The organism is Shewanella sp. S1-49-MNA-CIBAN-0167 (genome assembly GCF_040310145.1).
GTDB classification, from domain to species: Bacteria; Pseudomonadota; Gammaproteobacteria; order Enterobacterales; family Shewanellaceae; genus Shewanella; species Shewanella psychromarinicola.
Genome location: NZ_JBEOPO010000003.1, coordinates 56,798 through 78,408, shown reverse-complemented (window position 1 = coordinate 78,408; position 21,611 = coordinate 56,798). Strand labels below are relative to the sequence as shown.

The window sequence follows — 21,611 nt, the reverse complement described above, 5'->3', positions numbered from 1 at the left end:
TTACCACATTAAGGTGGTTACTTAATCTTACAATAACAATAGGTGATTATGTAATCGTTATAGATTGTGAGCTAAACATTTATCAGTCATAATTTTAATCAATAATTTATCAAAAACATGCATTAAAATATTTTATGGCTGCAGCGCATTCATCAGACATCAATAACCTTTGTTCACGCAGTCGCGATAGACTGTCGTGGCTTAGATGTACCCTGCGACGTAGCCAACAAGAGGCGGTGGCGTCGTCTACCATGACCGCCACCAGTGATAATTTTTTTAATGCCTATGCGATCTTTTTAGGAGCAAGCCTTGGTCAGATGGGCTGGGTAACAGGCTTACCTCAGCTGTTTGGTGCTATGGCACAACTGTTATCTGTTTGGTTGGCGAGTCATTTTAGCCGTCGGCAGTTCATTGTTGCATGTGCGGTATTGCAGGCTGTTGTTGTATTGGCAATGGGCGCGCTAGCGGCGTTTAGGCCAGATAATGCTGTGTGGATATTTATTGGTTTGGCGGCGCTATATCAAGGGTTTATCAATCTCATTCAGCCACATTGGCGTGCATGGATGGGCATGATAGTACCGCAGCGTCGTCGTGGCGCCTTTTTTGCTTCACGCACCCGTTTAACCATGATGGCCTCGCTGAGTGTGTTCTTTGTCGGCGGTGGCATATTAACGCTAACCGACTCAGTGCAAATGGCGTGGTTGGGTTTTAGTTTACTGTTTTCGATTGCGGCAATGGGCCGGTTTGTATCGGCTTGGTTATTGTTGCAAATGCACGACCCTGAACCGAGAGTGGCGAAAGCACCTGGGGTGTTTAAACAAACATTTGGTAATTTCCGCGAAGCTTGGAAAGATAAAACCTTCCGCCATTACAGCTTATTTGTTGCTAGTATGCAGTGCATGGTCGCCATTTCGGCACCATTTTTTGCGGTATACATGCTTGAAAATCTGCATTTTAGCTATTTTGAATTTGTCCTTTCTAGCGTGGCTTCTATTGTTACTCAGTTTATTACTTTGCGATTTTGGGGCCGATTTAGCGATCTATACGGTAATAGGTTAGTGATGATCATCACCAGCTGTTTAATTCCAAGTTTGCCATTATTATGGTTATTCTCAGATAATTATTTATACATTCTCGCCATTCAAGCTTTTGCCGGTTTTGGTTGGAGCGGCTTTACCTTAAGTACCGCCAATTACCTTTACGATATTCGACCCTTTCGCAGTGACTTTGCTATTTATGCCGCATTACAGGCTGCATTGAGTGCGAGTTTTGTGTTTGTTGGCGCGATGGTGGGAGGAATAATTGCCTCGTATGCAGCAGCGTTTTTAATCTGGACAGGTTTAAACGCTTGGTTATCCAACCCAATATTTTTGGTGTTTATGGTATCGACCACCATGCGATCGCTGGTGGCATTGTGGTTTATTCCGCGCTTAGTTGAACCCAAAGCGCGCCCAAGGCCGCAATTACTGACACTTATTTTCCGGATCCGTGGTTTTAATGCCATATCGGGTGTCAGTTTAGATTGGTTAACCGTCGCTAAGAAAAAGCGCGATAAAGATAAGTAACTTCAATGTGACATATCAACGGTTATCAAGCCGCGGTTGTCGCGCGACGAGTGCTGCATTCACTCGCTCATTCCAAATTGAGATCGTTACAGTTGGTAATCAAAAAACTTGCGTTTATCGGGCCCTGAGGCATTGGCGCTAATCTTGTTGGGGTGTTTATATTCATCCCAGCTGGCCACATTACGGCCCATATTTAGCTGCGGAAAATTCAGTTGTGGAAATTGAAGTAGCGGAAATTCAACCTCATTTGGCTGAGGCAAGCCGATAAACTGCAATAGCGCGGCAAAGCTGCCTGCAACACTAATATCAATGGATAAAAAGTCATCGCGACCAGCAAAATAACTGAACACTTGTTGCTGGTGGCGTTGATAACAGGCTGTTAAATGGGCTTCATCAAGTGCATCGTCAACCTGCCCTATATCAAAACAATGCTTAAAACTGCGCTTCATCAGCGGATGAAAGCGGCCATGGTGTTTATCTAAATGCACTAACATTCTGCTGAGTAACATTTGCATCGACGGCAGCCACTTATCTACCGGCCTATCTAAATAAACAAACTTTGCCTTGGGGAATAACACATCAAGCTGCTGATAATCACTAAAGCACGGCGCATCCGACACCGCATCGGCCAACATAAACGCCTGCTTAGTAAAGGCTTGGTGGGCCACCGTTAACCCTTTCTCAAGCAAGGCTACACTCACGCTGGTAGTACCCGTTCGCGGCAAGCCGATAATAAACACTTTATGGGGCAGCTTATTTGCCAAAGTCGGTTTAGGCATAGCGGCTTGTGGTGATGTTAATATTTCAGTCGGCTTGGATGTCATTAATTACAGTCGCATTGGGTTATAGAAATTGAAGGTATAGAGACAGTAAATGATTATACCGAAATGCCAGCCAAGGTGTTATTGAGCTGGCTAATGAGAATCATGAGGCAATTAGCCATCCTATTCGCCTCATTTGGTGAGGCGAATAACTTGCTATTTGCCCAAATCGCCATATCTACTCAGTCAGTTAACGAAGAAGTAACTATAAAAATCTGTTTGCCCACCACTAGTCTTTGGCATTGACTACATTTTAGTTGTGGGCATTGGGACATAGTGTTGTTCTTCCTGAAAAAAGTCTGAAAAGTGTGTTGCTGTTAGGGGAGAGAATAGTCGATTTTAAAGGGATTATTGAGCAGAGTTTGAATCATCGGCTCAAGTTATCTGGTTCACAGCTTAACTCTGAGTGAAAGGAAAATCTTAAGCTAATTGATATTATAGAATCCGAAATTCTTATTTTTGCTGAAAATAGACTCTATAGTATCTAGTCTTATGTGACGATAGAACCTGAAGCCAAACAATGATCCGTTAGCGTATACCTCAACATAGCGAGTTGGACTGTATTCCCATTATTTTATTAAAAATGGGAATATTGTCCTATTTTTCGATCTTCGATTTGCTAATTAATAAATGTAGGACTATATTCCCACTATATGTTTGAAAATGGGAACATAGTCCTATTCTGGGTGGTTGTATGGCAAGGCGAGACTTACATAGTGTGCTGTTTCCAAAGCAGCGAAAAATTCTCACTCTTTTTGGTGAGGATTTGCTGCTAGCGATGAAGCGACGTGGATTGAAAAAAAAAACGCTCTGCGAGCGAACCGGGTTTGACCATAAAACCGTGAACAAAGTGTTTGCTGGTGATCCGGGCGTGGCTATAGGAACCTATTTGAAAATTATGGCTGTGCTGGGCATGGAAAACAATTTTTCTGAACTGGCTGCGCATGACGAATTAGGCATTAAGCTGCAAAACATTAAACTACTGGAAGGTTCAGCATGAGCCGAGAATTGGTAGAAGTATATGCTGATTGGTATCCAATCGAGAAGCCGATATTAATTGGTCAGCTGGCATATAGTGATTCAAGCCGAGGCGGTGTCTTTAGCTTTGCCTACGATAAAGCCTTTTTAACATCACCATACTGTTTGCAAATTGACCCCTTGCTTACCCTGCATTCAGGTGAGTTATACAATGATGACGCCGATAAAAACTTTCGCGCCTTTGTAGATTCAGCCCCAGATCGCTGGGGTCGTATTCTTATGCAGCGGAGAGCGGCTATTGAATGTCGTAAACGTATTAGACCGAGCAATCGTTTAACTGAACTGGATTATTTACTCGGTGTGCATGACTCCTACCGAATGGGTGGTATTCGCTTTAAAAAATCAGGCTCCCATAATTTTTTGGATAACAACACCGATTTTACCGCGCCACCAATGGCATCGTTACGTGAGTTAGAGCATGCCGCCATTCAAATCGAAAAAGACGACAATATAGAAAGTGACGAATATTATCACTGGCTGAAAATGCTTATTTCTCCGGGCTCTTCTTTGGGTGGAGCAAGGCCAAAGGCCTGCGTCACTGACGAGAGAAATCACCTGTGGATTGCCAAATTTCCAAATTTAAATGATACCTGTGATGTAGGCGCATGGGAGATGGTGTGCTACGAACTTGCGTTAGCGGCCAGCGTTGAAATGTGCCCTAGTGAGATCCGAAAATTTTCGACGCAGCACCATACCTTTTTGACCAAACGTTTTGATCGGATTGGTAGTAAACGTCTGCATTTTTCATCAGCAATGACTCAACTTCAGTATTATGATGGTGAGCATTCGCACGGTGCCAGTTATCTTGAAATAGCCGAGTTTCTTTCTAACCAGGGATCACAAACGAAAGCCGATCTTGCCCAATTATGGCGTCGGATAGTGTTTAATATTGCAGTGTCTAATACAGACGATCACCTTCGCAATCATGGTTTTCTATTAACAGGCAAGGGGTGGAAGCTATCACCCGCTTACGATTTAAACCCCATAGTGGGTAAACAAGGACTTCACCTGAACATTACAGAATCAGACAATGCGTTGGACTATCAGCTTGCATTTGATGTAATCGATTTTTTTAGGCTAACTCAAATCGAAGCAACACAAATTTACGATGAGGTTTTAAATGCAGTGAAGCAGTGGCAGCAAGTTGCCCAGCGTTTAGGGATCAGTCGGGCAGAACAAACCATGAAGCAAGAAGCCTTTAATGTTTGATAAGCTTTTGAGGAAAATATCGTTCTATTCATTTTTACGCTATGTCAGTCAGCATACTTGAGCGACGCAAAGCCTATTACGCAATAGTAGAGTCTACCCAACAAGGTGCATTAGATATCACACCTTGGCTGCTGTGGTTTTTAGACACCTTAAATGACGCTATTCAACACACACTCAATAGCATTGAGCAAACCACTGCTAAAACCCAATTTTGGCGTCGAGTGGACCAACGCTTACTCACTCCAGCATTAACAACAGAACAAGTAAAAGTGCTTAATAGGCTGTTAGATGGTGACTTTAATGATGGGATCAGCAGTAGCCAGTATCAAAAAGTCGCTAAAGTCAGCGCGCCACCGCCACCCGTCATTTGGCCTTGCTTGTTGAACCGCAATGTTTGGTCAAAACTGGTGCGGGTGGTCGAAGCACGAGGTATGTGTTGGCGTTGTGATTTTTGTATTAGGTTAAAAACTGTTTGAATGAAGTTTTGCTGGAGCCAACCATATTTTGAAATGTATGCGAATCAATTTCTAAACAAATCACATCTTTGTTTTGTCTAATCTTAAAGCCTTTCAAATTATCGACAAGATACAGTTTATCTACTTTTAACCAATTTAAGTTGTTATCACTTTTTAGAAGCAAATGAATATAAGGCAAACTAGGTGATTTTATTTTACTGATTGGTATTTCTATCCACCAGATTGGCTTAGCTGTATTTACATTGAAAAAGTGAGTATTTGAGGTTGTAAAATCTGCATTGAAATCCCTATTTGCAAAATCTAGTGTTTCTCTATTTGTCATGTTTACCTCAACTTGATAGAAATCAATAAAATCTAACAATAACATTGTGTTGTTTGTTGGTCACTGTAGTATTATTACTCATAAAGCTTTGTTGTCAGTAGGCGGATATGGAAATTCAGATTGGTGATGTACTCAGATATAAAAAGCCTGCTTGTGCTGAAAGAATTTATGAAGATGGTTACCTAAACTTTCATTTTCTGACTAAATCACTGGATGCTAAAAACCTGCAGTTAGAGAAAGGTATTAACGCTTCTGCAAAAATTAAAACTAGCTCTGGTGAGCTTGTTCGTCCCGCAATACTCATTTCAAGCAGTCCAAACAAGAAGGGTTCAACAGAAACGCCGTGGGAAGATTTCTATGACGCTGATAATGGCCATATTCGCTACTTTGGTGATAACAAGGAACCCGGGAGAGATCCTGCTACCGCTCCAGGTAATAAAGCATTACTTGAAGCATTTCGCTTAGCACATTCACATTGTCCACAAGAGCGTTCTTTGACACCGCCAATTTTATTTTTTAAGCGTGTGGTTATTAAAAGCAAAGCGAAAGGCTTTCCTCAATTTCAAGGCTTAGGTGTTATTAATAGTGTTGAGTTAGTCACCCAATGGGATAACAAACTGGGGCGTACGTTTACCAACTATGCTTTCGATTTTACTGTGTTTTGTATAGCCCTCGAACATGAAAAGTTTGAATGGGGTTGGATTAACAGTCGGCGAAAAAAAGCATTTTCTTTAGATCTGACGAATCAAACTGCACCGAAGAGTTGGCGACAATGGCTTAAAGAGGGTAGCAATTCACTTAATAAGTTACGTCGGCGAGTTTCAAAATTACGTCTTGAAAAAGCCGTGAATCAAAAGCCAATATCAGGCAGTGAAACTGACAGAATATTGAATGAAATTTATGTTTTTTATGCAGACAAGAAACATAGTTTTGAAGCGCTAGCTGAGGTTATTGCAGAGCGTGTTATAGATAGAGAATATGGTATCTATCAAAAAGGTTGGGTCACTCAAGGCTCTGGTGACGGTGGTGCTGATTTTATCGGTAAGGTAACTCTTGGCAGCGGTTTTTCTAAGGTCGAACTGATTGTATTAGGCCAAGCTAAGTGTGAATCATTGAATACTCCAACAGGCGGCAATCATATTGCCCGAACCGTTGCTCGGTTAAAGCGTGGTTGGTTAGGTGTGTATGTGACAACCAGCTATTTCTCAGACTCAGTTCAAAGAGAAGTGATCGAAGATAAATACCCCATAATATTGATCCATGGGCTAAGGGTTGCCGAAGAAGTCGCCAAGATTGTGTATGAAAGTGAAGTTTATTCGAATGTACACGAGTTTCTAATCGCGATGGATACAATGTATCCGTCGCGATTAAAGCAAAGGCAAGCTGAAGAGATTTTAAACCTATAGATTTTTTAGAATGATCTGCGGCTTACTGTCATAACTTCATTAGAGGTTATTAAATGTAATTCAGCTGATTTCTTTCCAGAAGAATCGCTTTCAATACTCCCTAGCCAAAACCAACTTGGTTTGCAGGTGCATTGATGGCCATAGTCTTTGTTATCTGAGTGTGGAATCATTAAAATTGTTTTGCAATTAGTGCATTTTATATAAAAGCATCTGCATTTATCACATTTTCCTACATAATGCACAATTGTTAACTTTGATATTTCATGATTAATAGTACCCAGTGGCTGAACATATAAATCTATAGTTGGATAGCCATCCCAAAACACCTTTCCATTTTTACAGCTTTTTACTGTGCAATCAGGCCAATCCGATGGTTCGAAGTTTTCCAGATGTTCAAGCGGAAGAATCCTTAGCGTGATTGCTGCCTGTGCCCTTATGATTGCTGACTTTGTAAACCCATTTGTCGAGACTAAATAACCATGTGTCGCTTGAACATCACTCATTAAACCAATAAACGACTCAATATCTAAAAGGTTTATTTTCCTTTTCCGTATTTTTGCGTCGACAATTAGTCTAGTTGAGTTATCTGTATCATGACGAGAATCAATCAACACATCAATTTGACGATTTTGATTGCTTAAAATACCTTTAATTTTAGCATTAGGTGTAACTGTGAAATTAGTGTCTAACTGATCTCGCATCATTTGAGCAATCAAGCGCTCATATTTTTCCCAGTTGGGATATCCTGATGTCATATGAGAGTACTTATTACCATAACTTATCTGCAAAACCTAACCCAACTCGAGTTTGATTAGAACCAAACTTATGAAGAAAGTTTAAAGCGTACTCATAGCGTAATTCAGCAATTGCTTTCATTTTCAAATTAACGATTACTAAAGCAGGGATTTGAACGATAGTGTTATCGCCTGCACCTTCATCAAAATTCTCAATGCGTAAACAATTAACATTTATTTCTTTAACTATGCCATCAGAGTTGAATATACCTAAATCATTAGCATAAAATGTTTCCCATAGTGGGTTGCCATCTGAAAACTTATAGTGATTAAGCGTCCCATTAATATTTAAAAAAATATATTCATTATCATTGGCTTTATTATTGGCCGTAGAAATTTGAGAATTATCGTTATGGAGCTTAACTGCTTTGAAAGCTATATAGTTAAGGCCAATTCTATCTTCCCAATCATTTTGTCGTTGCTTGGGAACTAGATCACAGGCTGGTGAAAGACAAAGCCAAAGTTCATTATTTTCTGTTTCTAAAATAGTGCCAGTGGTTAAGTGATAATTTGAAACAGATCTCGAGCATGAGTAAGCATTTAAATTTCCAAGCGCTAGGTCTTTGTTTCCAACACACTCGCGAAAGAAGCTTTTAACAATATCTCTTTTATCGGGGTTTGTAGTTTTTAAACTGTCGATCATTCTTTTAGAAAAATTGACTAGTTCTCTTTTTGATGAGGTCGATAACTGCTCCCAGTGGAGATCTATTGCTTTTTCATGTTGTGTCGGATCGTTGTCTGATTTATCTAAAAGGTTAAACAACCAACCAGCTTGTGCATAGCGGTTATTGATAATATCGCTAGCTTGAGCCAAGCCTCTTTCGTCTAATTCATAGCGCATTTTTGCCATTAATAGATACATTGGTGTTGCACTTTGCTTCGTTAGTGCAAGGCAAAGTTTATCGTAAAGCAATTCAGCGGCTTCACTTTTTTCTTTCTTCACAACCGTAATAAACACACGGCCAGTCGCAATAAAATTACCATCGGCTTCATAGCCCCAATCTAAATGGGAGTTTGAATGACCACTCTGAAGCTCCTGATGTTTTGCTAGCTCTTTGAGCACTAACCAACTTACTACTTCAGATTTTGATAAACCAGTTCCATTTTCTAACGTTCTAACATCATCTTGTGCGTAATGAAAAGGATGCTGAGGATTGCGAATATTGGTTTTTAATGCCTTACAAGTTAGAATTTTGATGAGGTCTTTTATATCTAATGAATCATTCACTGCGGTAATATCAGAACCGTCGGGGTCGTTTTCATCTAGCCATTCTTCAATTATATTGTTAGTTTTTTCATCAATATCAAATTCATGCTTTTCAATTTTTAAAAAATCTTTCAAAATATCATCGAATACACTTTCGATGCTATGTCCATCACCTTTAGTATGAACAATCACTAAATTGAAATGATTATTTTGAGACAAACTATTTAGTATGTTTCTTGCCCTAATGCCGCCTGTATCAGCTGTATCACCATCTAAATGGTAATCTAAAATTAATAGATCATTATGATTAAGATTCTCCTCATGTGCTTGCTGATCAAATCCAAATCCAGGAGTTTTACCATCATAAATACTTATACTCCATTTATGTTTTTGCTGGCACATCTGAGTAATAGCATTAAGCCGTTCAATATTTTCAATTTTTAATTGTTTTTCTTCAGGCTCTTCTGCTCTAGCCCAAACGCCAAAGTTTCTACTTTTGTTAAGCTCTACATTCAAAAAGCTATTTAGAGTTGGATACTCATCGTCGATAATCGCTACACTTCGTATCGGATTGACAAAAGCCTCTATAATTAAGTCCGAGTATGATTCTTCGGCTGTAGCTGAATTAGTCATGTCTTAGTCCTTTAAATTCAATTACAAAATTAGCACCTGGTAATATCTTATTCTCATCCTGAGTTTCGTAGCGAATTTTGTGACCACCTGCCATTAAGTTTTGTCGGCATAAATACAGGCCAATACCTCTTCCTCCACGTTGTTTTCGGGTGAAAAATAAAGTAAATAATTGTTCTAAATCATCCCTGTCAACTCCAGGACCCGTATCGGCAACTATTACGTATTGATTTTTTAGATCGAGAGTGATTAATTTTTGATTAGATTCATTTTTCTGTACCCAATATTGCGCATTGTTTACAATATTCACAAACACAGGGTAAATCCTAGAAGATTGTTCGACAATTGACATTTTTAAAAATGCATTAGTCGCAGTAAAAGTTACATTTAAACCGCTGAATAATTGAGAGAAATACTTCAAAATATATTGGTAGATATCCTGACCCGTTATCTTACGATTAACCTTTTCACCAGAAAGCTTAAGTGGTGATAAAAATCTCCATTTATCACTAAGTGATTGCTGAGCACCAAGTACATTTTGGTAAGCTTGCTCTTGGCTTGGACTGAGTACACCATTAGCTATAGTTTTAAGGCCGCGAGTAATTGTCATATCTAAACCTTCGATTTCATGGCCTATAATTTCTACTGTTATTCCTAATTGTGCCAAAGCATGTAATCGATTTATTTCTTCTCGATACTTAATCGTTTCATTCATGCTATGTATAGCCAGACCTTCGAGATCAATCTGCTCATTAATACGTGAAAGTGCAGTAACGTAAGGCGATAGCTTTTGTTTATTTTCAATTTCTAATTTTTCTTGTTCTTCATCAAGCTTGTTCAATACGTCGTTAAGGCTAATTCGCTCTAATTTTAGATCTTCAAGGTATTCTTGAGTTGCTAGTTTATATTGATCACGACATTGTTTTACTAACTCGTTAAATTCTTCATGTTGTTTTGCCAGCATTTCTTTACCGTCACGGGCATATTGTGTAATACCTGAATTTAAGCTAGCTAATTTACTGCGATACACTTCTTCAGCTTTTTCAACTAAAGACTTTTCACTGGAGTCTGAAATGGCTTTATTAACTAAAATACTGAGTTCATTTACGTAATCTTTAGCTAAAAGCTCTTGCTTTCTATAAGCACGATAGTCATCTTCAAGTCGGCCCAGATTGGCAGGTATAGGGCTTAAAGAGTATCTCCTCGTTTTATCAACAAAGGCATCAACTTGCTTTTTAAGTTCTTGTAACTCTTTTAGATCATTTAACTCTATCCTACTAATGAATGTGGCGCGTATTCCCTCCAATTCACGAGTGTGACTTTCTAATGAGTCAATATTATTTTTAATCGAATTGCGTATTCTTTTACGCTCTTCGGCTTGCAGTTTTTTACGATCTTCTTCAGCTTTTAACTGGTCTTTTTTCTCTTTAATATCCGTTATGTTTTCTTTTCTATTTTCCGATTTAGTTCCTAAATAACGATCTGCTACATCTTGTAAAATATTCTCGACTATTTCTCGGAATAATTTTGAAGCTCGATTTTCTATAAAACCTTCCCGACCCGCTTTATCTTTTAGATTTGGATTATCCTCTCGAGTAATTGCAATTCGGCCAAACATACGACGATTTGCCCAAAAGTACCGACCAGCATGCTTTGAGCGACGATACTCTACTTCAAAATAATCACTATCAACACGACCGTAAGGCATTACACGTAGGCCATCTCTATACACCCTAAAACCAGCATATTTTTCGGCTTGTTGTACAAAAGCGGAATGCATAACATCCGATAGAGAAGTGCTTCCCACCTGTAGTTCAAAAGTACCTAATCTAATATGAAAGGAGCCAAATGCACTATCTTTACGTGTTTTGTACGAGACTTTAGGTTTTACTGTGTAATCCTCATGCCATACACCGAAGGCTTTAACTTTTCCATTAAAGTAACCATCACTATCAACTTCTCCTTCAATAATATGCTCTAAACCTTCAAGGTTTTTTAAATCAAATTCACGTACATCGTCAATTAATACTCGCGAAAATGGTCCATGCCATACAGTGACAGAATTACAAAAGTTTGCTGCTTGCGGCTCATTTGCTGCGGAAAAAGGATCGGTAAAATTAGAAAGTGTTTGGAAAAATCGTTCTCTAGCAACTGTTTCAGGTCCATCGGCATCTTGTATCGGTTTTTTTGATAATTGATGTCGTAAATCATCATTTATATTAGATATAAACATAGCTGTACCTTGACCTACGTTTTGTTGCCATAAAGGCCATTTATCAAAGTGCCTTTCGCCAAAAGCATCACTAATCAAGGTGTTTACGATTTCATCTTTTGTTAGCTTTTCTTTCCCTTCTTGCTCTTCTTGTTCACTAAACATTTGCCAAGCCTTCGTCAGGCGGGAATCTCTTCCTTCATCATCACCATCACCACCTCCCCATACATTACCCATCATCTGATCAAATAAATTTGGCAGAACATCGGTTAGTTCATGGCAAGATTCAAAATCAACAATTGGAATTCGGATATCTTGAAGAAACATAAAAGGGTTTTCAAATAGTCGCCAATCGATAAGTGCGGCAACATAGTTATTATCTTTACGTTTAGAAATAATTAGCAGAAGTGAGCCTAGCGCAGCACTTGATAGTCTACCTATGCCTTTTTGCCCCTGCTTTGCACGATATTTTAATCCATCACGATCATTATCATTGATTTCAAAGCCAGAGGTTTTTGACTCAGTTCCAATGGTGAGCCATTTCTCTTCAAACTCCAGACGACTCATACCATGGCCATCATCAATCAAAGCTGCGACTTCAATTTCACCGTCGAAAATATGTAGCTCGACATTACGGGCATAAGCATCATAAGCATTTTTCCAAAGCTCAGAAATTGCTGTTGGGCAATCAGCTATTTGTTCGCGACCTAGGTGATCAATTGTGCGGGCTCGAGTTTGAAATGATACTGACGTGAGCATTTGGCTTCCCTAACTAAAATTCCTTATTAGTCAGGATAATATGCTTTTTTCTCGTCAGAATAAATAGTCTATTAGACTATGATGTGATAATTGTCTTTATAGAATTGATTAATTCTTTACCTAATTTGACTGGTACGGCATTGCCTATCTGTTTGCCTTGTTGAGTCGAAGTACCTATAAAATTAAAGCTGTCAGGAAAGGTTTGGAATCGTGCGGTATGGCGAAGTGTCATGCCATGGTTCTTCCATGGGTGAACAAAACGGCCTTTCGAAGGGTTGTTGCAACCTGTAGTAATAGTATTACCCGGTATGTGGATCATTATTCTGCCGTATACATCTTTATGGCCTTCATATCCATTTGAGTGACATTTCAGAGTGTGGCCGGAATCGACTCGTCCGCCATTAAGTGGCGTGTTTTCGAATCGTGTGACCATTGCAGGAGTTGGCTGCATATTGATGTTACACACATCAGCAGGGTTAACAGGTTCACCGTGTTCTAGTGACATTAAGAGTAATCTTGCGTTTTCATCAGATATTTTGGTTTTTGGGCGAAAATACTCTTCGATATAGAGCTCTACTAATTCTGGAGTAAGCTTTTCAAACACACTTGAAGCTGTTTTCCATTTTGGTTCATTTTTAGATGAAGGTGAAAAATGAGTGGTAACAGGTGGAAACTCTGGGTTTTCAATATTGAAATCTTTACGTGTACCAAAAATGAATACCCGCTTACGGTTTTGTGGCACACCGTAGTCTTTAGCGTTTAGTATTCCGCAAAAATGGATCGTGTATCCGTGTTGTTCTGCCAGAATTAAAAGTTGATTAAGGTAGTCTTCGTGGCGTTTCCACAGTAGCCCAGCCACATTCTCAATGAGAAAAGCTTTAGGCTTTAATCCATCAACAAAATCGAAATATTTTAACAGTAACTGGTTTCTAGGATCATCGATGCCTGCATTATTAATGCGATGTGTCGAGAAGCCTTGGCATGGTGGACCACCAAGTAATAAATCTAGATCGCCCGATTTAAGTTTTAGCTCTTTCATCAGAGTAGGAAGATCGACTTCATTAATGTCACCATTAATGAGTTTTGTTGGTGCTTCTAGACGTTCGATAAGATTGGCTTGATAAGTAATGGAAGCGGCTTTATCTAACTCTATGGCTGCTACTACATCAATACCGCATTGATGTGCGGCTAAAGAGAAGCCACCAGCACCAGCAAAGAGATCTATCGCTTTCATTAATCATTAGCCCAAACACAAAATTCGAACCGCAAATTATACATGGCAAGAGTTATTCTGCTAGTTTTTCATGGTTAGTTGGTGGTTGTTTTTCTTTTTGTTCAGTAAGCGGACTTTTTTGCCATGCATTAATACCTAGAAGCACTTAAGCCAGTTATCATTTTAAGAGCTTCTGATACTGCATCATCTAGTGTAAAAACCAGCCCCGTTTCTAACTCGTCATCATTCTTCGAAACCGACCAAGCATAGCCGCCACGGTATTGGTCGGGATTGGGTTCGATATAAATATCAAAACCATCAATAGTCTCTTCAATTATTTCGGTATATGAATCACCACACATGGTGTTATCTCCAATAAAATACATGTTTTATTGTCGGCATTATTCAATTGTGAGTCCACGGACTATGAGTCACATTGATTGTTGACCACTACAGATTGATTTTTGGTTAGCAATGTGTGGAAATTCACTAATTTGGATTGTATTTATATGTAAACGTAGACGGGGCTATAGGACGGGTATAAAATGATAAAGTAATTAATTTCAATAATATAGATTGTATCCAAGGACGGTTTATGACAGTTATAAGCAAAATAGATTTATTTTTTACCAATGTAGTGGCATGGCTAATTTACAAGATAGGTTATGTTTTGGTTGCTCTACTTGGTATAACCGCAATTATTTCAATTCCGCTTACTTTCCTTGAGTATTCAGAAGGGTTTGCAGATCTCGATTTTTTGGAAACGTTCTTAATCGCTCTCTTTTTTATTATGATCTGGCGCTTCGTCAAAAAATCTAAAACCGCAGGGTTTAGTTACTGGGCAGCAATAAAAAAACTATGTATTGTTCTCACTTTAGGCTTGTTATTTTTGAATTTAATAGAAGCTAGCTTCATGTACATCCTTCTTGACGAACAGGGAAGTCTTACTACTGCCTATTTTGAGCGCTTTAAAGATGAGGTCAACTTTTTTGACTCAATAGTCTTGATAATCATGCTATACGGGCTAATACCTACTGCTAAGCCAAAACGTGTAAACACTGCAGATGACAAAAAAGACTCTCAGGTTGAGACTCCTAAAGAAGTTGATAATGATTCTGATCTGGAGCTAAAACCTAATGGTATTTAAACAAATAACATTAATTAGTTTGATGCTCTGTGCGAACATTTTTGTGCCAGCACATGCTAAGCCGTTACCTTTTAGTGATGATGCAGAGTTTTTAGTACAAGCTTGCCAAGAAGCCGTTAGTGTTTACAAGAGCCGTGATGAAAAAGCATTATTGGCCGCGGTAAGAACATCTTCATCAGAGGCTCTAAGAGCTGGGTATTGTATTGGTGTTTTGCAGCAATACATAAGGCAGAATTTGTCTTGTGGTTACAGTCGTTACCTGAGAAGTAACTGGTATCCAATAGCTGAATCAATCGCAAACATCTCTTTTGGTGCTAATGCGATTGATCCAGCGACCTCATCATCTGCTTTATTAGAAAGGGTTTATTGTGATGGATAGTGGAATGACAATACCGGATGCTATCTATAAATTATTTGGTATTAAAGTAGCGAAAGACAGCCCATTCCTTAAGAATAAAGCTAATTCTTTGGTCCGCAACGGTTTGATTAAAACTGTTCAAGAAAAGCATGTCCAACGCGCGACTGTTTATTTAGCCGATCGCGATCAATTAACAGTTTTACATAATGCCTTAATTATCAATGCTATTTACCTTGACCCCAAAGATGTGAAAAAAATTTTTGATGATAGAGCTTATCGGGATGAGTGTTCCCAGACGATTAAGGCTCTTTTAACTGGGATGAATAGTGTTATGGGGATAGCACTTCAAAATAAGCTAGTACAGGATTTAGTTGATACTTTGTCGTCAGCAGCAAGCCTTTACGAAATTAAGCTCCCTAATCCATTTTCTAAGCTTCCACAGGTAGCTATGGATGATAATACTGGCATTTTAAATGCGCTGTTGGTTCAATCTTCAACGTTAGCCTCTACTGATACAATATTGATGGCTTATCTTCAATCTGATTGGGATAATGCTCAACAATTATGTGAGCATATAGATGACTCTGTTTTGGGTATGAAAGAACTCAAACAATCAATCGCTTCACAATTGGAAGAGGCTAGAGGTTTTGATGATTTGCTTGATCAAATGAAAAATTTTTAAAAAGTTTAAAATAATGTCTTGTTAGTGCATTGCACTGAATGAATCTGAGTTTGTTATCAACAAACGGAGATTCAAAATGCTAACAAGTAAAGTTCAAGAACTCGTGATTAACTTTCACATGACCGAGGCGTGCAACTACCGTTGCGACTACTGCTATGCGACATGGAATAACCATGTTCACTCATCAGAATTACACCACGATACAACCCAAGTTATTCACTTGCTCGATAACTTGGCAGCTTATTTCCTTCATGACAATCCTCTAAAACATCGAATGGGTTATCACACCGTACGAATTAATTTCGCTGGTGGTGAGCCTATTATGCTTGGTAGTCGATTTATCGATGCGTTGATTTATGCTAAATCACTAGGGTTTAATACTTCGATAATTACTAATGGGCATTTTTTGAATGTTCAGATGTTAACCCGCATTGCATCGAAAATAGATATGTTGGGGATCAGTTTTGACACAGGAGATTATCTCGTTGCAAGTAGCATGGGACGTATTGATAGAAAAGGATCTTGGTTATCACCCGATAAACTGATCGACATTTGTCGTACTTACCGGGTTTTGAATCCAGTAGGTAAGCTTAAACTCAACACTGTTGTTAATGCATTCAACTGGCGTGAAAACCTATTAAATACAGTACAACAGATTAAACCCGATAAGTGGAAATTATTAAGAGTCCTGCCTGTGCATAATCAGAATTGTACGATTACTGATTATCAATATCGGGCCTATGTTACTTGGCATCAGTCATTGTCGGACTGTATTGTTGAGGAAGATAACGACGCGATGTGGCAATCATATTTGATGATTAATCCAGATGGCTGTTTTTATCAGAATAGTAGCCATGGTGCAGGGCTAACCCAAAGCCAGCCCATTTTAGCTGTTGGCGTTAAAGCGGCATTTGAACAGATAAGCTTTAATGCAGAAGCATTTTCTCATCGCTACCAACCTTCACTTAGTTTTGAGTATTCCCAAAATTTTTAGAGATTCGGCTTAAACGCAGCTTGCAGAAATAGCTATGCAGCTGCTGTCTTTAAAACTTAGGGATGCTCCATGAAAAAATACAGCAGTGATAAAAATATTAATAACCTTGTTTATCATATTATTAAAAGTAAGGGATGGGAGGAGTATCGTCGTGGGCGACATCTTATCTTAATTGCTCCGAATGGGCGTAAATTGTCAGTACCTGGAACCCCCAGTGATGTAAGGGCATTCAATAACTTTAAAAGTGATGTACGACGATTACAGGGGGATTAGCTAACTAATCCTCCTGTAATCAAATTAACTTACTTTTTAAGGATATAAAAATGAATAACCATAAAGCAGATCAATCAAATGAAAACAAAGGCTCTTCAGGAACTAACAAATCCTATCAAAAGGCGTTGGATAATCGCAGTCAGCAATTGAACCCTAATAACCCACGCCATCAAGGCAAAAAATAAGGAAATTTTTATGCCAGATACATCTGAAATGTCGCAAGAAGAGTTGGACAATTGGTCTGATATTAATAATCCGAATAATGAAGCGGATATGGATGATTGGGCTGATATCCATAACCCAAATAATGAGGATTATGTTGGGGAGGATTAGTCTGTTTAAGTAATGGCGAACCAATGAGTAGTGTTAATGCACTACTCATTGTTATAAACAAATGAATACTACAGAAACCTGCCATATAGGCATAGGCAGCTGTTGAAAACAGGATGTTTTCGTCAAGCCTCCATGGGTGGGTGTACGGCGTGTTGCAGAGGACTATGTGGTGGGCGGATTACCGAATAAACCTGTCGATAACTCATTATATAATTTAGCTTTTTAGATCTTAGAGGGTTTAGGTTCTCAATGGTTAAAAATAAAAATGGCAGCCATGTTGGCTGCCATTTTTATTGATGCTAGTGAATCACTTTCTCCAAAGCTAAAGCCAAAGCTAAAGCCAAAGCTCAAACCAAAGCTCAAACCAAAGCTCAAACCAAAGCTGAGATTAGTTAATTGCCATCGATAGGAAGTAACCAACAACCGTTGCAGTACCTACACCGATAAAGCCTGGAATAATAAAGCTATGGTTGAGTACGTATTTACCAATATGAGTGGTACCGGTTCTATCAAAACTAATCGCCGCTAAATCGCTTGGGTAGAACGGAAAGAAGAAGTAGGCATAACACGCTGGCAGTACCCCAATTAATACCGGTGCTGGGATGCCTAATGAAAACCCTAATGGCAACATAATGGTTAATACTGCCGCCTGACTTTTTAAGAAGATTGATGACACAAACATGGCGATAGCAAATGTCCATGGATAAACACTGACAATGTCGCTTACCGCGCTCACCAAAAAGGTTTTATGGTGTTCGATGATGGTGTCACTCATCCAGGCTATACCGAAGATAATAATCACTGCAGTCATACCGGCGGTAAACACGTTACTGGTGACAATTTTTTTCGGTGATATATTAGTGGCCAGTAATATCAAGCCACCGACGGACAGCATCATAAACTGAATGGCTACCGACATTTTTACGCCATCTGGCAGCACTTGCTTGCTAAACATCGCCACCATGATAACGGCAAGAATACCGAGTAAGAACACGATTAAGCCTTTCTTTGCCGTCGACTTAGCTTGTGGGGTTTGTTCTGCGTCAGTGGTTGGATCTGTTAATGCTTCACGAAATTCTTCATCAGTCAGGCGCGCCTGAAACTGTTCATCTTTATCTAAATCTTTACCGCGCTTTAAACTCCAAGTACACGCCAATAGCAAACCCGTTAAGGTAGCTGGAATGGTCACCATCAGTACATCAATTAAGTTAATATCAAGATTATTATCAACGGCAGTGGCAAGCACCACAGCCGCTGCGGCTGCAATTGGGCTAGCAGTAATACCCATTTGTGAAGCTACGGTTGCCATGGCTAATGGACGTTCAGGTCGAATACCTTTCTTGTATGACACATCGTAAATAACAGGAAGAAGGGGATAAACGGAATGGCCGGTGCCAACAAGTACTGTTAAAGAATAAGTACAAAGTGGGCCTAAAAAGACGATATGTTCAGGATGTTTACGTAACAGCTTTTCCGCAAACGTTACCAACAGCTTTAAACCGCCGGTGGCTTCTAATGTCGCCGAGGCAGCTACAACCGCCAGAATAATTAACATTACGCTGACCGGAGGTGTGCCTGGCGCAATGCCAAAGACAAATGCGAGTACCGAAACGCCTAATCCACCAAGTAAACCAAAGGCAATACCGCCGTGGCGTATACCAACAAATATCACCGCCAATAACAGCAGCATGTGTATATAAAACATTGTGTTCTCTCCCAATGGATTTAGGCATTAGTTAGCCTTGAGAAGGTATATCACAATGTATTTTTCCGTTAGTGATTTAATTCAAGTAATTGAGTTGTATGTTATTGCAAAGGTTATAAATGTGAACGATATGACAAACCTTAGGGTACTTTTATTTGTACTCGATCCGCGTAGGTCTTGAGCAGTGCATTTAATCGGTTTACGTTATTCGAAAGTCACTATCTAACGGCAATGTGGAACGTGTAGATTGAATCAAAATCTACAGTAAGAGTGGACGTTTTTCGTTAAACAAGCTAAATACTGAACAACGATTCATTACGATTGATAAGTCACACAAGCCGTTTTTATCTGTCAATCACGGCCTATGCTTACTGGCTTTAACCAATAAATAACGAATGGCTGCGTCGTTACATTGCACCAGTTGCCAGCGCTGGCAGTTGTTGAATGTTGCATAGTGTTCAATGGCATCGACAAATGCGGCTATAAACGCCTCTCTATCGGTAGTGTCACTCATGCTTATATCTGTAGAGTGATCATCAAAAGCATCTGCTTCAAAGCTGATTTGTTGCAGTAACAAGCACTGATTTTTACGGTCGGCTTTAACATCAACACGGCCAACAAAGCGGTCGCGCCAGAGGATAGGCAGTGAGTAATAGCCAAATTGACGTTTTGCTTCAGGCACATACACTTCGATTTGATAGTTAAACCCAAACCACTGCTTAAGCTTTTGGCGTTGAATGACTAAATTATCAAACGGATTAAGCAGCCAGACTTTATTGGGTATCTTTATCGGTAATTGATGCTGAGGTTGGTAAAAGTAAACTTGTTGTGTGTTGGAGCTGGATGCAGTAAAGCTGGCGATATCACCTTGCTCGCACATTTGCGCCAATGTTTTACTGAGTAGCGGTTTAAGGCCTTTGCGTAAATATTGTATTTGCTGCAAATTACCAAAGCCGTGGGCGGATAAATAACGGTGGATCAAGTGTTGGGCAAATTCGGTATCACTAGGTACTGTAGTGTCGATATGCTTGGGGAGTACTCGCTCGGTTAAGTCATACACCTTTTGAAACTTGTCGCGCCTAGCGACCATTAACTCGCCTTGCATAAACAATTGCTCAAGGGCTTTTTTTGCCGGTTTCCAGTCCCACCAAGTGCCATTGGGGGTATCTGATCTATGGGTAAACTGACTGGATTTTAATGGACCCTCGCTGCTAATACGGGCTTTAACTTCGCGCATGACTTTATGTTCGGGTTCAAACCAATGTGTGCCACCTTGTTGTAAATGCTGCTTGCGATATAGGCTAAAACGGTAATCATCGATGGGCAGATATGCGGCCGCATGTGACCAATATTCAAATACGGTTTTATTGCGCATTGCCTGGTCAAGCATGGTGGTCGAATAATCGGGCAGGCGAGTGTGTAATACATGATGATGCGCGCGTTCGACCACATTAATCGAGTCGATTTGCACATAACTTAATTGCTGCAGTAATGCGCTTAACGAGGTGGCGGGTTGTAATAACCCTTGTTGCTGCATATTGAGTTGGAGCCACTGCTTAGCTGAGTAGGGGTTTGTCATTAAATGCCTTTTTGATAAGTAATCGATAACATAGTCGACATTAGGCCGCAGTGCACACATAAGTGTATCAAAGGTGTGCATTTGTTTGCTTGCATGATGCATTTTTTGAGGCGTTTTTGACGACTTGGCAGTAACGCTTGTCATGTTAACGTATTTGAGCCTTATCAATCTGATAAATTAATGCACCCCATATGCGCGCACAAAAGTCATGATAGCAATTTCTGTCCAACGTTCTTGTAAGCTGGGTTCTACGGGCTTATCTGGGTGAGTTAAACGATACAAATGCAATTCACTGCGCATCAAGGCAATAAATACTTCTGCCGCTTCTTGTTCGTTAATATCGTTTAAATTAATTTCATTGGCGTTGTTGGCGTGAGATAAACAGGTAGCCACCATGGATTTCACAACATTAGGGCCAGACCGATAAAACATGTGGCCAAGCGACGGAAAGCGGGGCGCTTCGGCGACAACGATGCGGTACAGTGCTAGGGCGGAGTCTGACAAGATGACGTTGAGGTAAGCGTGACCTAACAGTCGTAGGCTTTGGTTGATATTACCTGGGGTAAATTCAATGTCTTGGATTGATGCTGTAAACATGGCGCATTCATTTTGAATGACGGCCAAAAATAACGTTTCTTTATTGGCAAAATGAGCATATACCGTCGACTTTGATACCCCCGCTTCGCGTTGGATCATATCGGTTGTAGCGCCATTAAAGCCATGGGTTAAAAAAATCTTACTGGCTGCATGTATGACGGTACGTGCTTTGGGACCCAGATCTAAATTTAGTTGAGCGACAGTTTGTGGAACGTTCATCGATTTGTCCTCTTGACAATAATGCCTGATACTGACACCATATCAAACCGTACGGTACAGTTCAATTGCTTG

At 39.7% G+C, this 21,611-nt stretch carries 21 protein-coding genes and 1 pseudogene; 12 read left to right on the top strand and 10 right to left on the bottom strand.

Features of this window, described 5'->3' with window-relative positions:
• Positions 1-134 precede the first annotated feature (134 nt).
• Positions 135-1,565, top strand: a complete 1,431-nt coding sequence (locus tag AAEZ00_RS02215; RefSeq protein ID WP_351078618.1) for an MFS transporter — start codon at positions 135-137, stop codon at positions 1,563-1,565.
• 86 nt (positions 1,566-1,651) lie between these two features.
• Here AAEZ00_RS02215 and AAEZ00_RS02210 read toward each other — a convergent pair whose 3' ends face one another.
• Positions 1,652-2,389: a sulfotransferase family protein gene (locus tag AAEZ00_RS02210; protein ID WP_502959313.1), complete on the bottom strand. Its 738-nt coding sequence runs from the start codon at positions 2,387-2,389 to the stop codon at positions 1,652-1,654.
• A gap of 691 nt (positions 2,390-3,080) precedes the next feature.
• Here AAEZ00_RS02210 and AAEZ00_RS02205 point away from each other — a divergent pair.
• From AAEZ00_RS02205 to AAEZ00_RS02195, 3 genes and pseudogenes are all read left to right on the top strand, one after another.
• The gene (locus AAEZ00_RS02205) at positions 3,081-3,386 is read left to right on the top strand and encodes a helix-turn-helix domain-containing protein (protein ID WP_351088238.1); all 306 of its coding nucleotides are present in this window, start codon (positions 3,081-3,083) and stop codon (positions 3,384-3,386) included.
• Positions 3,383-4,633 (top strand): type II toxin-antitoxin system HipA family toxin, encoded by a 1,251-nt coding sequence (locus AAEZ00_RS02200; protein ID WP_351088236.1) that lies wholly within the window; start codon positions 3,383-3,385, stop codon positions 4,631-4,633. The genes AAEZ00_RS02205 and AAEZ00_RS02200 overlap by 4 nt, the downstream gene beginning before the upstream one ends.
• Positions 4,634-4,653: 20 nt before the next feature.
• Positions 4,654-5,081 (top strand): annotated as a pseudogene (locus tag AAEZ00_RS02195) (Fic family protein); the annotation flags it as partial.
• Between the two features lie 8 nt (positions 5,082-5,089).
• Here the strand turns inward: AAEZ00_RS02195 and AAEZ00_RS02190 are convergent.
• Positions 5,090-5,431, bottom strand: coding sequence for a hypothetical protein (locus AAEZ00_RS02190; protein WP_351088234.1), 342 nt, complete (start codon positions 5,429-5,431; stop codon positions 5,090-5,092).
• A gap of 107 nt (positions 5,432-5,538) precedes the next feature.
• On the opposite strand from AAEZ00_RS02190, the gene AAEZ00_RS02185 reads away from it, so the two are divergent.
• The gene (locus AAEZ00_RS02185) at positions 5,539-6,837 is read left to right on the top strand and encodes a restriction endonuclease (RefSeq protein WP_351088231.1); all 1,299 of its coding nucleotides are present in this window, start codon (positions 5,539-5,541) and stop codon (positions 6,835-6,837) included.
• A gap of 5 nt (positions 6,838-6,842) precedes the next feature.
• On the opposite strand, the gene AAEZ00_RS02180 is transcribed toward AAEZ00_RS02185, so the two are convergent.
• The 5 genes from AAEZ00_RS02180 to AAEZ00_RS02160 form a co-directional block, all read right to left on the bottom strand.
• Positions 6,843-7,592 (bottom strand): restriction endonuclease, encoded by a 750-nt coding sequence (locus AAEZ00_RS02180; protein ID WP_351088229.1) that lies wholly within the window; start codon positions 7,590-7,592, stop codon positions 6,843-6,845.
• Between the two features lie 13 nt (positions 7,593-7,605).
• On the bottom strand, positions 7,606-9,471 hold the full coding sequence (locus tag AAEZ00_RS02175; RefSeq protein ID WP_351088227.1) for a response regulator receiver domain: 1,866 nt from the start codon (positions 9,469-9,471) through the stop codon (positions 7,606-7,608).
• Positions 9,464-12,439: an ATP-binding protein gene (locus AAEZ00_RS02170; RefSeq protein ID WP_351088225.1), complete on the bottom strand. Its 2,976-nt coding sequence runs from the start codon at positions 12,437-12,439 to the stop codon at positions 9,464-9,466. The genes AAEZ00_RS02175 and AAEZ00_RS02170 overlap by 8 nt, the downstream gene beginning before the upstream one ends.
• A 76-nt stretch (positions 12,440-12,515) precedes the next feature.
• Positions 12,516-13,673: a DNA cytosine methyltransferase gene (locus tag AAEZ00_RS02165; RefSeq protein WP_351088222.1), complete on the bottom strand. Its 1,158-nt coding sequence runs from the start codon at positions 13,671-13,673 to the stop codon at positions 12,516-12,518.
• 128 nt (positions 13,674-13,801) lie between these two features.
• A complete protein-coding gene (locus AAEZ00_RS02160; RefSeq protein WP_351088220.1) occupies positions 13,802-14,014 on the bottom strand; it encodes a hypothetical protein in 213 nt (70 codons plus the stop codon).
• Positions 14,015-14,247: 233 nt separating this feature from the next.
• Between AAEZ00_RS02160 and AAEZ00_RS02155 the strand changes: the two genes are divergently transcribed.
• The 7 genes from AAEZ00_RS02155 (at position 14,248) to AAEZ00_RS02125 (ending at position 17,439) form a co-directional block, all read left to right on the top strand.
• Positions 14,248-14,799 (top strand): hypothetical protein, encoded by a 552-nt coding sequence (locus AAEZ00_RS02155; RefSeq protein ID WP_351078630.1) that lies wholly within the window; start codon positions 14,248-14,250, stop codon positions 14,797-14,799.
• Positions 14,789-15,178 (top strand): hypothetical protein, encoded by a 390-nt coding sequence (locus AAEZ00_RS02150; protein ID WP_351088218.1) that lies wholly within the window; start codon positions 14,789-14,791, stop codon positions 15,176-15,178. The genes AAEZ00_RS02155 and AAEZ00_RS02150 overlap by 11 nt, the downstream gene beginning before the upstream one ends.
• Positions 15,171-15,839: a hypothetical protein gene (locus tag AAEZ00_RS02145; protein WP_351088216.1), complete on the top strand. Its 669-nt coding sequence runs from the start codon at positions 15,171-15,173 to the stop codon at positions 15,837-15,839. The genes AAEZ00_RS02150 and AAEZ00_RS02145 overlap by 8 nt, the downstream gene beginning before the upstream one ends.
• Positions 15,840-15,915: 76 nt before the next feature.
• Complete coding sequence (locus tag AAEZ00_RS02140) at positions 15,916-16,833, top strand: viperin family antiviral radical SAM protein (RefSeq protein WP_351088214.1); 918 nt, start codon at positions 15,916-15,918, stop codon at positions 16,831-16,833.
• 69 nt (positions 16,834-16,902) lie between these two features.
• Positions 16,903-17,106, top strand: coding sequence for a hypothetical protein (locus AAEZ00_RS02135; RefSeq protein ID WP_351078642.1), 204 nt, complete (start codon positions 16,903-16,905; stop codon positions 17,104-17,106).
• A gap of 50 nt (positions 17,107-17,156) precedes the next feature.
• Complete coding sequence (locus AAEZ00_RS02130; protein WP_351078645.1) at positions 17,157-17,291, top strand: hypothetical protein; 135 nt, start codon at positions 17,157-17,159, stop codon at positions 17,289-17,291.
• 10 nt (positions 17,292-17,301) lie between these two features.
• Complete coding sequence (locus AAEZ00_RS02125; RefSeq protein WP_351078648.1) at positions 17,302-17,439, top strand: hypothetical protein; 138 nt, start codon at positions 17,302-17,304, stop codon at positions 17,437-17,439.
• 388 nt (positions 17,440-17,827) lie between these two features.
• Here the strand turns inward: AAEZ00_RS02125 and AAEZ00_RS02120 are convergent, their stop codons facing one another.
• The 3 genes from AAEZ00_RS02120 to AAEZ00_RS02110 form a co-directional block, all read right to left on the bottom strand.
• Positions 17,828-19,144 carry an anaerobic C4-dicarboxylate transporter gene (locus AAEZ00_RS02120; protein ID WP_351078651.1) on the bottom strand — a complete coding sequence of 439 codons (1,317 nt, stop codon included), beginning with the start codon at positions 19,142-19,144 and terminating at the stop codon, positions 17,828-17,830.
• Positions 19,145-19,499: 355 nt separating this feature from the next.
• Positions 19,500-20,723, bottom strand: a complete 1,224-nt coding sequence (locus AAEZ00_RS02115; protein WP_351078654.1) for a winged helix-turn-helix domain-containing protein — start codon at positions 20,721-20,723, stop codon at positions 19,500-19,502.
• 177 nt (positions 20,724-20,900) lie between these two features.
• The gene (locus AAEZ00_RS02110; RefSeq protein ID WP_351088212.1) at positions 20,901-21,539 is read right to left on the bottom strand and encodes a TetR/AcrR family transcriptional regulator; all 639 of its coding nucleotides are present in this window, start codon (positions 21,537-21,539) and stop codon (positions 20,901-20,903) included.
• Positions 21,540-21,611 lie beyond the last annotated feature (72 nt).